The sequence below is a fragment of the Mesorhizobium sp. WSM4887 genome, from assembly GCF_029625865.1.
Lineage (GTDB): Bacteria > Pseudomonadota > Alphaproteobacteria > Rhizobiales > Rhizobiaceae > Mesorhizobium.
The window spans coordinates 1-13,829 of the sequence record NZ_JARTVP010000011.1 but is presented as its reverse complement, the minus strand read 5'-3'; the positions used below and the strand labels follow the sequence as shown (position 1 = coordinate 13,829).

The 13,829-nt window shown below is 65.2% G+C and carries 12 protein-coding genes; 9 read left to right on the top strand and 3 right to left on the bottom strand.

The features are described from left to right. Position 1: 1 nt before the first annotated feature. Positions 2-1,111 (bottom strand): Gfo/Idh/MocA family oxidoreductase, encoded by a 1,110-nt coding sequence (locus P9230_RS26985; RefSeq protein WP_278121223.1) that lies wholly within the window; start codon positions 1,109-1,111, stop codon positions 2-4. Between the two features lie 158 nt (positions 1,112-1,269). On the opposite strand from P9230_RS26985, the gene P9230_RS26980 reads away from it, so the two are divergent. The 9 genes from P9230_RS26980 (at position 1,270) to phnN (ending at position 10,939) form a co-directional block, all read left to right on the top strand. Further along, entirely contained in the window at positions 1,270-2,115 is an 846-nt protein-coding gene (locus tag P9230_RS26980) for a MurR/RpiR family transcriptional regulator (protein ID WP_067323921.1), read from the top strand. Positions 2,116-2,273: 158 nt separating this feature from the next. Further along, the gene (iolC, locus tag P9230_RS26975; protein ID WP_278121221.1) at positions 2,274-4,208 is read left to right on the top strand and encodes a 5-dehydro-2-deoxygluconokinase; all 1,935 of its coding nucleotides are present in this window, start codon (positions 2,274-2,276) and stop codon (positions 4,206-4,208) included. A 51-nt stretch (positions 4,209-4,259) separates the two neighbouring features. After that, entirely contained in the window at positions 4,260-6,110 is a 1,851-nt protein-coding gene (gene iolD / locus P9230_RS26970; protein WP_127247519.1) for a 3D-(3,5/4)-trihydroxycyclohexane-1,2-dione acylhydrolase (decyclizing), read from the top strand. A gap of 162 nt (positions 6,111-6,272) precedes the next feature. Then, the gene (gene iolE / locus P9230_RS26965) at positions 6,273-7,187 is read left to right on the top strand and encodes a myo-inosose-2 dehydratase (RefSeq protein WP_278121218.1); all 915 of its coding nucleotides are present in this window, start codon (positions 6,273-6,275) and stop codon (positions 7,185-7,187) included. A gap of 62 nt (positions 7,188-7,249) precedes the next feature. Next, entirely contained in the window at positions 7,250-7,462 is a 213-nt protein-coding gene (locus P9230_RS26960) for a hypothetical protein (protein ID WP_067003268.1), read from the top strand. A gap of 14 nt (positions 7,463-7,476) precedes the next feature. After that, positions 7,477-8,289, top strand: coding sequence for a 5-deoxy-glucuronate isomerase (gene iolB, locus P9230_RS26955; RefSeq protein ID WP_095825587.1), 813 nt, complete (start codon positions 7,477-7,479; stop codon positions 8,287-8,289). Positions 8,290-8,438: 149 nt separating this feature from the next. Further along, on the top strand, positions 8,439-9,146 hold the full coding sequence (locus tag P9230_RS26950; RefSeq protein WP_095799078.1) for a DUF1045 domain-containing protein: 708 nt from the start codon (positions 8,439-8,441) through the stop codon (positions 9,144-9,146). 30 nt (positions 9,147-9,176) lie between these two features. Then, entirely contained in the window at positions 9,177-10,316 is a 1,140-nt protein-coding gene (locus P9230_RS26945; protein ID WP_278052251.1) for an alpha-D-ribose 1-methylphosphonate 5-triphosphate diphosphatase, read from the top strand. After that, positions 10,313-10,939 carry a phosphonate metabolism protein/1,5-bisphosphokinase (PRPP-forming) PhnN gene (gene phnN / locus P9230_RS26940; RefSeq protein WP_278121217.1) on the top strand — a complete coding sequence of 209 codons (627 nt, stop codon included), beginning with the start codon at positions 10,313-10,315 and terminating at the stop codon, positions 10,937-10,939. The genes P9230_RS26945 and phnN overlap by 4 nt, the downstream gene beginning before the upstream one ends. Before the next feature lie 142 nt (positions 10,940-11,081). Here phnN and P9230_RS26935 read toward each other — a convergent pair whose 3' ends face one another. Beyond that, positions 11,082-12,077 carry an ABC transporter permease gene (locus tag P9230_RS26935; RefSeq protein WP_067323934.1) on the bottom strand — a complete coding sequence of 332 codons (996 nt, stop codon included), beginning with the start codon at positions 12,075-12,077 and terminating at the stop codon, positions 11,082-11,084. Continuing rightward, positions 12,074-13,639: a sugar ABC transporter ATP-binding protein gene (locus P9230_RS26930; RefSeq protein WP_095825589.1), complete on the bottom strand. Its 1,566-nt coding sequence runs from the start codon at positions 13,637-13,639 to the stop codon at positions 12,074-12,076. Before P9230_RS26930 ends, P9230_RS26935 begins: the two co-directional genes overlap by 4 nt. Positions 13,640-13,829 lie beyond the last annotated feature (190 nt).

Genomic DNA, 13,829 nt, shown 5'->3' with positions numbered 1-13,829 from the left:
CTCACCTCACATCCACCCAGCGCTGTTCCTGGAACGATCGCGCCATCGCATGCACGGTGCGCTCGATCTCCAGCCCCTCGTCGAAGTCGATGGTCCGCGCCGGCTTGCCGGCGATCCGCATCAAAAGCTCGCGGCATTCGATGATCTTGAGGTCGTTGAAGCCGAGGCCGTGGCCGGGCGCCGGCACGAAGGAATCGTAGGGCTTGTGGTGCGGCGCCAGCAGGATCGTGCGGTAGCCCTGCTCGGTCGGCCGGTCGGCGGTCAGATAAAGTTGGAACTCGTTCATTCGCTCCTGGTCGTAGAGGATCGAGCCTTTCGAGCCGAAGATCTGGAGGGCGATACGGCCCTTGCGGCCCCAGGCCGAGCGATTGACCAGCAGCGTACCGGCGACACCGTTCTCCAGATGCATCAGCACACTGGCGATATCGTAGGTCTCGACCGCACGGCGGCCGCCGGAGGCGACGCGCCGGTCGGCATAGGGTTTCGCCATGTCGCACATGACGCGAGCGACGCGGCCGAACAGCACTTTGATCAGCGACAGCGGATGCACCGCGAAATCGTCGAGCGCGCCATAACCGGAAGCCGCCTCATGCTTCCAGAAGAACAGCGCCTCGGGATCGGCCATGAAATCCTCGTCCATCTCGATGCGCACGAGATTGACATCGCCGATGATCTTTTCCTCGAGCAGCGCGCCGATGTGGCGGATGGCCGGGTTCTGAATGTAGTTGTAGCCGAGCACGGCAGCCTTGCCGGATTTGGTCGCTGCCTTCGCCATCGCCTCGGCCTCGGCAAAACTCGGTGCCATCGGCTTCTCGCACCACAGGTGCTTGCCGGCTTCGAGGATGGCGATCGCCATTTCCGGATGGAACTGGTTGGGCGTGGTCAGCGACACGACATCGACCTCCGGATCGTTGACGACGGCACGCCAGTCGCCCGAGCCTCGAGTGAAGCCGAACTCGGCCGCTTTGCGCTTTGCAAGCTCGTCATTGACCTCACCCAGATGCGCCAGCCTCGCCTTCTCGACATCGGGAAAGACGGTGCCGACCGCGTTCCAGGCAATGGCGTGGCACTTGCCCATGAAGCCCGTGCCGATGAGGCCCACTCCGACCATGTCGATTGTCTCCGCTGAAGGGGAAGAATTCGCATGGATGAATTAATCCATTTCAGTCGAGAATGGAACGTCCAAATCATTTTTTATGGTGTTCTTGCGCGAAACCGCTATGATGAGGCAGGAGAGGGAACACCAGCATGGCCGTGGGCGGAGCGACGATGGACGGACGGGTGCCTCGCGATTTCGAGACCTTGCGCACGACGATCCTGGAGCGGCGCACCAGTCTGCCCAAGCGCATCGCGCAGATCGCCGCCTATGCACTGGACAATCCCGACGACATCGCCTTCGGCACGGCGGCGAGTATCGCGGCTTCCGCCGGCGTCCAGCCCTCGACGCTGATCCGCTTCGCCCAGCAGCTCGGCTTCGATGGTTTCACTAGCCTGCAGCAGGTGTTTCGCGAGCGGCTGCGCGAACGCAATTCCTCCTATGACGAGCGGTTGGCGGCACTGCGCGCCAAGGCCGAGGAAGGCGCTGGACACCGGGCGATCTTCGACGGCTTCGTGGCTGCCGCCAGCACCTCGCTCAGCGACATTTCGCGCGCGCTGAACGATGCGCATTTCGAACAGGCGATCACGCTGCTGGCAAAGGCCGAGACAATCTATGTGCTGGCCAAGCGCCGCTCCTATCCGGTCGCCTCCTACATCGCCTACGCGCTTGGCAAGCTCAAGATCCGCAACCAACTGATCGAGTCGGCCGCGGGCTTGAATGCCGAGATGATCGGCTTCGCTACGCCGCGCGACGCCGTCATCGCCATCAGCTTCTCGCCTTACGCGCCCGCGACCATCGAGGAGACGCGCTCGATCGCCGAGCAGGGCGTGCCCATCGTCGCCATCACCGACAGCTCGTTCTCGCCGCTCGCCCAATTCGCCAAGGTCTGGTTCGAGGTGGCCGAATCCGATTTCGGCGGCTTCCGCTCTTTGTCGGCAACGATGGCGCTTGCCATGGCGCTGACCGTTGCCGTCGGCGAAAAGCGGCGCGACGCCGGCCGCAAGCGCAAGGCCTGAGCGGCCCCGAACGGGCGTTTTTCCATCAGGGAACACTCATTCCATATTGACTATGGATTGGAATTATTATTTCATATTGACGGTGTCACGCCGCCGTTCGCGCGTGCTGCCCAAAAAAACGACGCTGCTCTGCACAACAAAGCCGATGGGAGGTTCGAATGGGCGAAGCCGTGGAAGCGAAATATCCGCCGCTCGACGTCATCACGATCGGCCGCGCCTCTGTCGATCTCTACGGCCAGCAGATCGGCTCGCGTCTGGAGGACATAACCTCCTTCGCCAAGTCGGTCGGCGGCTGCCCGGCCAATATCTCCGTCGGCACGGCAAGGCTCGGCCTGCGCTCGGCGCTGCTCACTCGCGTCGGCGACGAGCAGATGGGCCGTTTCATCCGCGAGCAGCTCAGGCGTGAGGGCGTCTCGGTCGACGCCCTGAAGACCGACAAGGAACGGCTGACGGCGCTGGTGCTGCTTTCCGTCGAGGACGAAGGCGTCTCGCCGATGATTTTTTATCGTTCGGATTGCGCCGATATGGCGCTCGCCGAAGAGGACATCGACGAGGCTTTCATCGCCTCGGCGCGCGCCGTGGTCGTCACCGGCACCCATTTCTCGCGTCCCAACTCGGATGCCGCACAGCGCAAGGCGATCCGTTTGATGAAGGCCAAGGGCGGCAAGGTCGTGTTCGACATCGACTACCGCCCGAACCTCTGGGGGCTCGCCGGCCATGCAGAGGGCTTCGAGCGCTACGTCAAGTCGGACCGGGTCTCGGCGCAGCTGAAGACGGTGCTGCCCGATTGCGACCTCATCGTCGGCACCGAGGAGGAAATCATGATCGCCTCCGGCGCCGACGATTGTTTGAGCGCGCTTAAGACGATCCGCACGCTGTCGGCCGCTACCATCGTGCTCAAGCGCGGTGCCAAAGGCTGCATCGTCTATGACGGGCCGATCAGCGACGACCTCGAGGACGGCGTCGTCGGCGAGGGCTTCCCGATCGAGATCTACAACGTGCTCGGCGCCGGCGACGCCTTCATGTCGGGCTTCCTGCGCGGCTGGCTCGGCGGCGAAAGCTTTGCCACGGCGGCGACCTGGGCCAATGCCTGCGGCGCCTTCGCCGTGTCGCGCCTGCTGTGCGCGCCGGAATATCCCACCTTCGAAGAGCTGCAGTTCTTTCTGAAGCACGGCAGCAAGCATCTGGCGCTGCGCAAGGACGAGGCGATCAACCACATCCACTGGGCGACGACGCGCCGGCGCGACATCCCTTCGCTGATGGCGCTCGCTTGCGACCACCGCGTCCAGCTGGAAGATGTCGCCGCCAGGGTCGGTGCAGATGTCTCGCGCATCCCCGACTTCAAGGTGCTCACCGTCAAGGCGGCGGCCAAGGTCGCCGCCGGCCGCGACGGCTACGGCATGCTGATCGATGAGAAATACGGCCGCGATGCCATCTTCGAGTTCGCCCGCCATCCCTTTGCCTGGCTCGGTCGGCCGGTCGAATTGCCCGGATCGCGGCCGCTGCGCTTCGAATTCTCGCAGGACGTCGGCTCGCAGCTCACCGAATGGCCGGTCGACCATTGCATCAAGTGCCTCTGCTTCTATCATCCGGATGATCCGGAGGCGCTGAAGACAGAGCAGCAGCAAAAACTGCGAGCCCTGTTCGAGGCGGCGCGGAAAGTCGGCAGGGAACTGCTCGTCGAGATCATCGCCGGCAAGCACGGCACGCTCGACGACACCACCATTCCGCGCGCCCTTGAAGAACTCTATGCGCTGGGCATCAAGCCCGACTGGTGGAAGCTCGAGCCGCAAGCCTCGGCAGGGGCCTGGGCCAGGATAGAGCAGGTGATCGTCAAGAATGATCCGTGGTGCCGCGGCGTCGTGCTGCTCGGTCTGGAGGCGCCGCAGGATGAGCTGGTCGCCGCCTTTGCCGCCACCGCCAATGCGCCGATCGTCAAGGGATTTGCCGTCGGTCGCACCATCTTTGTCAATGCCGCCGAACAATGGCTGGCCGGCAAGATCTCGGATGACGAGGCTGTCGCCGACATGGCCTCGCGCTTCGAGCAATTGACCGAGGCATGGCTTGCAGCGCGCGGCCGCAAAGCAGCATAAGAAGAACGGGCAGCATATTAGGCGGCACAGGGAAAGCCGGAGGAAACGACAATGACCAACACCGTTCGCCTGACGATGGCGCAGGCGCTGACCCGCTTTCTCAGCCGCCAGATGACCGAGATCGACGGCAAGAAGGTGCCGATCTTCGGCGGCGTCTGGGCGATCTTCGGCCACGGCAATGTCGCCGGCATCGGCGAGGCGCTCTACCAGGTCCGCGACGAGCTGCCGACCTTCCGCGCCCATAACGAGCAGGCGATGGCGCATGCGGCGATTGCTTACGGCAAGGCGAATTTCCGCCGCCGCTTCATGGCCGCGACCACCTCGATCGGCCCCGGCGCGCTCAACATGGTGACGGCTGCGGCGCTCGCCCACGTCAATCGCTTACCGGTGCTGCTGCTTCCCGGCGATGTCTTCGCCAACCGCTTGCCCGACCCGGTGCTGCAGCAGGCCGAAGATTTCTCCGACGGCACGGCGAGCGTCAACGATTGCTTCCGCCCCGTCTCGCGCTATTTCGACCGCATCACGCGGCCGGAGCAGATCATCCCGGCGCTGAACCGCGCCATGCAGGTGCTGACCGATCCGGCCGAATGCGGCCCGGTCACGCTTTCGCTCTGCCAGGACGTGCAGGCGGAGGCCTATGATTATCCGGAAAGCCTGTTTGCCGAGCGCGTCTGGACGCCACGCCGGCTGCGCCCGGATCGCAACGAGCTGGCCGTCGCCGTGGCGGCGCTGAAGAACGCCAAGAAGCCGCTGGTGATCGCCGGCGGCGGCGTCCTCTATTCGCAGGCTTCCGGAGAGCTGGCCAAGCTGGTGCAGGGCGCCGGCATTCCGGTTTGCGAGACCCAAGGCGGCAAATCCTCGCTGCCCGACGATCATCCGCTCAACATGGCGGCCGTCGGCGTCACCGGCACCTCAGCGGCCAACCGGCTGGCGGAAGAGGCCGATGTGGTTCTTGCCGTCGGCACCAGGCTGCAGGACTTCACCACCGGCTCCTGGGCGCTGTTCAAGAATGCCGGCCGCACCATCATCGGGCTCAATACCCAGGTCTTCGATGCCGGCAAGCACTGGGCGCTGCCGCTGGTTGCCGACGCCACCGAAGGGCTCGCCGAGCTTTCCGCCGCGCTGAAGGGCTGGAAGGCGCCGACCGCCTGGACCGACAATGCGCTGAAGGGCAAGACGGAATGGCAGGCTGCCGCCGCCAAGGTGACGGCCTCGACCAACGCCGCCTGTCCCTCCGACGCGCAGGTGATCGGCGCCGTGCAACGCGTGATGGGCTCGGGCGTCACGCTTTTGCATGCCGCCGGCGGGCTGCCCGGCGAATTGCACAAGCTCTGGCAAGCGGGCGCGCCCGGTTCCTATCACGCCGAATACGGCTTCTCGACCATGGGCTACGAGATCGCCGGCGGACTCGGCGTCAAGATGGCGAAACCCGACCAGGAAGTCGTCGTCATGGTCGGCGACGGCTCCTATCTGATGCTCAACTCCGAGATCGCGACGTCGGTGATGCTCGGCCTGAAACTCACCATCGTGTTGCTCGACAATCGCGGCTATGGCTGCATCAACCGGCTGCAGATGGCGACCGGCGGCGCCAGCTTCAACAATCTTTTGAAGGACGCTCGCCACGAGGTGATGCCCGACGTCGACTTCGTCGCCCATGCGGCAAGCCTCGGTGCCGTCGCCGAGAAGGTGGCCTCGATTGCTGAACTCGAGACGGCGCTCGCCAAGGCGAAGGGCCACGACAAGACCACCGTGCTGGTCATCGACACCGATCCGCTGGTGTCGACCGAGGCCGGCGGCCACTGGTGGGATGTTGCCGTGCCGGAAGTCTCGTCGCGGCCGCAGGTGAACGCCGCGCGCAAGGCGTATGACGAGAAAAAGCTCATGCAGAGCTTAGGTGATTGAAGCTGGCGCTGCCCCTCACCCTTGCCCTGCTCCCCGTGAAGGGGGCCGCCACCGCTGAAGCCTGTCCCTTCTCCCCGTCATTTCCAGGGAGAAGGTGCCGGCAGGCGGATGAGGGCAGCGCCGACGAGCGAAAGTTGAACGATCCGAACCTGGAGTGACGACTTGAAAGCCAAACTGGGCATGTCTCCCATCGCGTGGTGGAACGACGATCTCGTGGAATTGAGCGATGATGTGTCGCTGGAGGAGTGTTTGCGCCAGTCGCGCTCGGCCGGCTTCACCGGCATGGAGATGGGCCGCCGCTTCCCCAACGACCCGAAGGTGATGCTGCCGATCCTGAAAGAGGCCGACGTCACGCTCTGCGGCGGCTGGTTCTCCGGCACGCTGGTCGATGAGGACCTGGCAAGCAACAAGGATCGCATCCAGCCGATGATCGACCTGTTCAAGGCGGTCAACGCGCCCTGCATAGTCTATGGCGAGGTCGGCCGCTCCATCCAGGGTGACCGCACCAAGCCTCTTGCCACCAAGCCACGGCTTTCCGGCGACGAGATGAAGGCCTATGGCCGCCGCGTCACCGAATTCGGCGAATGGTGCGCCGACCAGGGTATGCCGCTTTCCTACCATCATCACATGGCGGCCGTGATCGAGACCGAGCCGGAACTCGATTCCTTCATCCATCATTCGGGCGAGGGCATCCCGCTGCTGCTCGATGCCGGCCACCTCGCCTTCGCCGGCGGCAATGTGTTGCGCGCCATCGACAACCACCACAAGCGCATCAACCACGTCCATGTGAAGGACGTGCGCATGAACGTGATCGACGGGCTCGACCGCACGAAACAGTCCTTCCTCAATGCCGTCGCGCTCGGCGCCTTCACCGTGCCCGGCGACGGCTCGCTCGATTTCGGTGCGATCGTCCAACGCTTCGCCGACTACGGCTATGAAGGCTGGTTCGTGGTCGAGGCCGAGCAGGATCCGAAAAAGAACCCGCCGCTGAGGATGGCTGAGGTCGGCCATAAGGAGCTGATGCGGGTGATGACGGCCGCCGGCTATACGGTCGAGACGCAGGGCTTCCCGGCGTAAGCGGTGGATCGTCCGGCCGCTCGCTCTATCTGATGCGTTTGGACAAGTCCCGGATTGGCGCGATGAAAGACTATGAACACCCCTTCTTCCGACCGCTGTGGCGGCGCATTGCCGTCGTCGCCGTCTGCCTAATCTGGTCGGTGATCGAATTCGCCTCCGGCACGCCGTTCTGGGGGGTAATCGCGCTCGGCTTCGCCGGTTACGCGGTGTGGCAGTTCTTCTACCTCTACAAGCCGGCCGAGGAGCCCAAGCCTCCGGCCGAGCCGAAGGAATGACCCAGGAGACAAAAATGTCGAAACTGCTCGTCAAGGCCGACAAGGGCCACGGCCACGTCGCCCACGTCACCCCGCAAAGCGCGGGCTGGACTTACGTGGGTTTCGATCTCCACCGGTTGCGGCCGGGCGAGACGGCCGCCGGCAAGACGGGCGAGCGCGAGGTCTGCCTGGTGTTCGTCACCGGCAAGGGCAAGGCTGCGGCCGGCGGCAAGGATCTCGGCCTGCTCGGCGAGCGCATGTCGCCCTTCGAAGGCAAGCCCTGGTCGGTCTATGTGCCGCAAGGCTCCGACTGGGCAGTGACCGCCGACACCGAGCTGGAGCTTGCCGTCTGCTCGGCGCCCGGTCTTGGCGGCAGCCTGCCCGCCCGCGTCATTGCGCCCGACGATCTCGGTCAGGAAGTGCGCGGCAAGGGCACCAACACCCGCTACGTCACCAACATCCTGCCCGAGGGCAAGCCGGCCGACTCGCTGCTGGTGGTCGAGGTCATCACGCCCGGCGGCCATACCTCCAGCTATCCGCCGCACAAACACGACCAGGACAATCTGCCGGCCGAGTCCTATCTCGAGGAGACCTATTATCACCGCCTCAACCCGCCGCAGGGTTTCGCCTTCCAGCGCGTCTACACCGACGCCGACAGAAATGGCGTGCGCGATCTGGACGAGGCGATGGCGATCGAGGACGGCGATGTCGTGCTGGTGCCGAAGGGCTACCACCCGTGTGCGGCCTGCCACGGCTATGATCTCTATTATCTCAATGTCATGGCCGGCCCGAAGCGGACATGGAAATTCCACAACGCCGCCGAGCATGAGTGGCTGATGAAGGCGTGAGATTTTTCATAGCCCTCAACCTGTTGGTCCAGTTCGGGAAAATCGTCGGCTAAGGACCGCCGGAGCCTGGGTTGCCTTCGAAAACCCATGAAAGCTTCGTCAATCCGTCATGGAAATCACCTATGGCAGCGGTCTGACGAGGATTTTCGATGCGCTATGCCATTTACTTTACCCCGAGGCAGGATGAGCCGCTGGCGCGGATTGCCGCTAACTGGCTGGGGCGCGACCCGTTCGGCGCGCCGACGCGGCCGGTCGAGGGTGTGGGTGACCTGTCGGCGGCGGAAGTTGCCTTCCACACCGCCTCGGCACGGCGCTATGGGTTCCACGCGACGCTGAAGGCGCCGTTCCGGCTGGCGCCCAGCGAAACGGAAGCCTCGCTGCGGGCGGCGCTCGACGATTTCGCCGAGGCCACGGCACCAGTCGTCGTCCCGCGTCTGGTCGTCGGCCAGATCGACGGCTTTTTCGCGCTCGTGCCGGGAAGTCCTTTCGAGCCGCTCAACAGTTTCGCCGGCGAGGTCGTGCGCGCTTTCGACCGCTTCCGTGCGCCGCTGACCGAGGCCGAGATCGAGCGCCGCAGCCCAGACTCGCTGAAGCCGGATGAGTTCCGCAACCTCTGCCAGTGGGGTTATCCCTACGTCTTCGAGACGTTCCGCTTCCACATGACGCTCTCCGGACGGGTCGGGCCACAGGAAAGCCCGCGCCTTCGCGCTGCAATCGACAGCCTGTTCGCGGATGTGCTGCAGCGTCCGGTGCCGGTGGATGCGCTGACGCTGTTCGTCGAAACCGAACCGGGCGCGCCCTTCATGGTGCTCTCGCACCACGTGCTTGGACGCGGCCCGGCCAGAAAAACCGCCTGATGTCCGCCCGCCTGAGATAGGACTGCTGAAATGACCGCCGAGACCGTTTTGAACAATGCCCGCATCGTGCTGCCCGACGAGATCGTCGCGGGCTCGCTGCTGCTGCGCGATGGGCTGATCGCCGCGATCGAGCTGGGTGCGGCCCGCACCGGCGAGGACATGGGCGGCGACTACATCATCCCAGGTCTCGTAGAACTGCACACCGATCACCTCGAAGGCCATTACGCGCCGCGTCCGAAAGTGCGCTGGAACCCGATCGCCGCCGTGCTCGCCCACGATGCGCAGGTGGCGACCGCCGGCATCACCACGGTGCTCGACGCCTTGCGCGTCGGCATGGACGAGGATGCCGACCTGAAGTCCGACGACGTGCGCAAGCTCGCCGATGCGATCGAGGACAGCGTGCGCCAGGATCGGCTCAGGGCCGACCACTTCATCCATCTGCGCTGCGAGGTCTCGGCGCCGGACTGCCTCGAGGCCTTCGCCAATTTCGAGACCGACGACAGGGTGAAGCTCGCCTCGCTGATGGACCACGCGCCGGGCCAGCGCCAGTTCGTCGATCTCGAGACCTACGCCTATTACTACCAGCGCAAACTGAAGCTGACCGACCGCGACTTCGAGAAATTCTGCGCGAAGCGTATGGCCGAATCGGCCAAGAATTCCGGGCCGAACCGCGTCTTCATTTCCGCCGCCTGCCGCGAGCGCGGCATCGTGCTTGCCAGCCACGACGATGCGACAGCCGGCCATGTCGACGAGGCGGTGGAGCAGGGCGTGCGCGTTGCCGAATTCCCGACCACCGAGGAAGCAGCGAGAGCCTCGAAGGCGGCAGGGCTCGGCGTGCTGATGGGCGCGCCCAACGTCATGCGCGGCTCCTCGCATTCGGGCAATGTGTCGGCGCGCTCGCTTGCCGGCGACGGTTTGCTCGACATCCTGTCGTCGGACTATATCCCCTTCAGCCTGATTCAGTCCGCCTTCTTCCTCGGCGATGTCGTGGAAGGCATTTCGCTGCCGCAGGCGGTCGCCATGGTCTCGAAGAACCCGGCGGAAGCGGTCGGCCTTAGCGATCGCGGTGTCATCGAGCCCGGCCGGCGCGCCGACCTCGTGCGCGTGCGCGTCGACCAGCATGTGCCGGTCGTGCGCAACGTCTGGCGTCAGGGCAGGTGCGTCGCATGATGGTTTCTGCGCTGATCGAACGCGAACTCACCGAAACGCCTCCGATCCGCAACGGCGTGTTCGTCGCGGTGGTCGGGCCGAGCGGCGCCGGCAAGGACACGGTGATCGGCTACGCCAAGGCGCATTTTGCCGGCGAGACGCGGCTGGAGTTCGTCCGCCGCGTCATCACCCGTCCGAGCGACTCCGCCAGTGAGGACCACGATACGCTGGCCGACGCCGCCTTCGCCGAGGCGGAAGCGGACGGCGCCTTCGCCATCTGCTGGGACGCGCACGGCCTGCGCTATGGCCTGGCGGCCGATGTCGATTGGGCGATCGCCAATGGTCATGTTGCCGTTGCCAACGTCTCCCGTGCCGTCATCCCGTTGCTGCGTGAGCGCTATGCCAACCTGGCGGTGGTCGAGATCACCGCTGCGCCGGAGATCCTCGCCGAGCGGCTGGCGGCGCGCGGCCGTGAATCGCGCGGCGAGGTGCTGGCGCGTCTGGCGCGCAGCACCAGCGTGACGCTTTCCGGGCTGGATGTCACCTCCATCGACAACAGCGGCGCCAGAGAGATCGCCGGCGACCGTTTCGCCGAGGTGCTGCGCAAGGCGATGGCGTTTTCGGACCTTTCGGACATGATCTGAGGTGTATTGATTCAGGTGATGCCGGCTTGCGAGTGGGAGGTTGGGCCGAGACTTGTTGATGTCGGCGCCAACGTCCAAAAAATGTGTGCAGCACGCGAAGTTGAAATCTGCCCCGCTGCCTGCCGAGATCGGACGAGGGAAGCTACTCCGCCGGCGCGCCGGCGACGTTCCGGCGCGACGCCTCCATCATCCGGCGCCGGGCGCGGAACACACCCCACTGCTGGTCGACCAGCACGCCGATCAGGATCACGCCGCCCATCACCGCGAAGTTCAGGGAGGACGGGATGCCGAGCAGATTGACGAGGTTTTGCAGTTCCTGCAGCAGCACGGTGCCGAGGATGACGCCTACCAGCGAGCCCTCGCCGCCGCGCAGCGAGAAGCCGCCGAGCACCGCCGCGGCGATGGCGTAGAGCTCATAGAACTGGCCGTGGCTCGCCGGCGAGATCGAGCGCGTGTACATGGCGAAGTAGATCGCCGACAGCGCCGTCAGCACACCGCAGATCACGTATGCCGCGATCACCACGCGTCCGGTGCGGATGCCCGAATACTTCGCCGCTTCCTCATTCTTGCCGATGGCATAGAGATAGCGCCCGAACACCGAGCGGTGCAGCACCACCCACATGACGATGGCGATCACGATCAGCGCGATGAAGGAATTCGGCAACCCGCCGGAGCGGCCGGCGGTCAGGAATTCGAGATCCGGGAAATTCTGGCCGAAAGCGAAGCCCGCCGTGCCGTCGGCGGTGTAGAAACGGGCGACGCCGCGGTAGATCAGCAGGCCGCAAAGCGTCACCACGAAGGGCTGCATCTTGAGCCGCGTGATCAGCCAGCCATGCACGAAGCCGATGATGGCGCCGAGCACGATGATCAGCACGAAGGCCAACGGCCAGTCCATCTCGCGCACGGCGATGAAGTCGATGAACAGCGTGCCGAGCAGCGCGATCAGCGAACCGACCGAAAGCTCGATGCCGCCGGTGATGATGACGAAGGCCTGGCCGATCGAAAGGATGCCGAACAGCGCGACCAGGTTGGAGGTGTTCGCGAGATTGATCGTCGACAGGAAGCGCGGATTTATAGCCGTGACCACCGCGCCGACCACCAGGATCAGGACCAGCAGGCCGAGGTCTTTCTTGCTCATTGCGCTCCTCCCGCGGCTTGCGCCAGCTTCGGCTTCTTGCCCACCGCCAGCAACAGCACGTTCTCCTGGCTGAAATCGTCCCGGTCGAGGATGCCGGAGATCTGCCCCTCATGCATGACCGCGATGCGGTCCGAGACGCCGATCACCTCCTCCATGTCGCTGGAGATCATCAGCACCGCGACGCCGGCATCGGCCAGCGCCCGCATCAGCGCGTAGATCTCGGCCTTGGCGCCGATATCGATGCCGCGCGTCGGCTCGTCGAGGATCATCACCTTGGGGTTCATCGCCAGCCATTTGGCCAGAACCACCTTCTGCTGGTTGCCGCCGGACAGCGTGCCGGTGCGGGTCAGGACCGATGGCGCCTTGATGCCGAGATCCTTCTTCTGCTTCTCGGCGGTGGCGAGCTCCGCGCTGGTCGACACCAGCGAGCGCTTCGCATGCGCCGGCATATTGGGCAGCGAAATATTTTGTGCGATCGAGAGGTCGAGCAGGATGCCGGTCAGCTTGCGGTCTTCGGGTACCAGGAAGATGCCGCTCGCCACCGCATCGGCGGCCGATCCGACATTGAGCGCCTTGCCGTCCAGCGCGACACTGCCGCCGAGCCGCTCGTCGATGCCGAACAGGACGCGCGCGAGCTCCGTGCGGCCGGAGCCGACCAGCCCGGCAAGGCCGAGGATTTCGCCGCGCCGAAGCTCCAGGTCGACCGGGTGGTCGGGATAGGCGCTGGTGCGCACCGCTGTCGCCGAGAGTGCGACGCCGCCCGGCGCGCGACCCGCCTCCGCGGCTTTCTCGCGCTCCTTCAGCATGCGTCCGATCATCAGCTTGACCATCTGGTCGTGATTGATGTCGCTCTTCGGCAGCGTGCCGGCAAGCATGCCGTCGCGCAGCACCACGACGCGGTCGGCGACGCGCTCGACCTCGTGCAGGCGGTGCGAGATGAAGATGACGCTGATGCCTTCCGCCCGCAGTCCCTTGATCACGTCGAGCAGCTTTTCGGTCTCGGCGATCGGCAGGCTGGAGGTCGGCTCGTCGAGGATCACCAGCCGCGCCTTGATCGACAGCGCCTTGGCGATCTCGACCATCTGCTGCTGCGCCAGCGACAGCGAGGCGACCGGCGCGTCGGCCGAGAAATTGGCGCCGACGCGTTTCAGGAGCGGCGCCACCATCTCGCGCAGTTTCGCGCGGTCGACCAGCTTCAGCGGCCCGGCCTTGAGCGGCTCGCGGCCGAAGAAGATGTTGGCGGCGACGTCGAGGTTTTCGAACAGGTTGAGCTCCTGATGCACGAAGGCGATGCCGGAGCCGATGCTGGCTTCCACGGTCAAGCCGTCATGCGCGACGCCGTCGACGGTGACGGAGCCGCTGTCCGGCCGCGTCACGCCGCCGAGGATCTTCATCAATGTCGATTTGCCGGCGCCGTTCTCGCCGACCAGCCCGATCACCTCGCCCGGCCTGACCTCCATCGAGAACCCGTCCAACGCCACCACGCCGGGATAGGTCTTGCGCACGGCCTCGAGGCTCAGGAACGGAGCGGATTGGACGATGGATGGGTCGGAATAATTCATCACGCCATTGTTCATCGCGCTTATCGGCAGCCGGTGGGCTGCAGACTGACGGGCCGCATGCGGCCCGTCAATACGGACGCCGGGGGCAGGCGCCGGGGGTGGCGGGGCCGCCGGGGGGGGGGTAAAATTGGGGCCCACCGCGGGGGGGGGGGGGGGGGGGGGGGGCCAAGGGGCGAGGGGGTGTGATTGT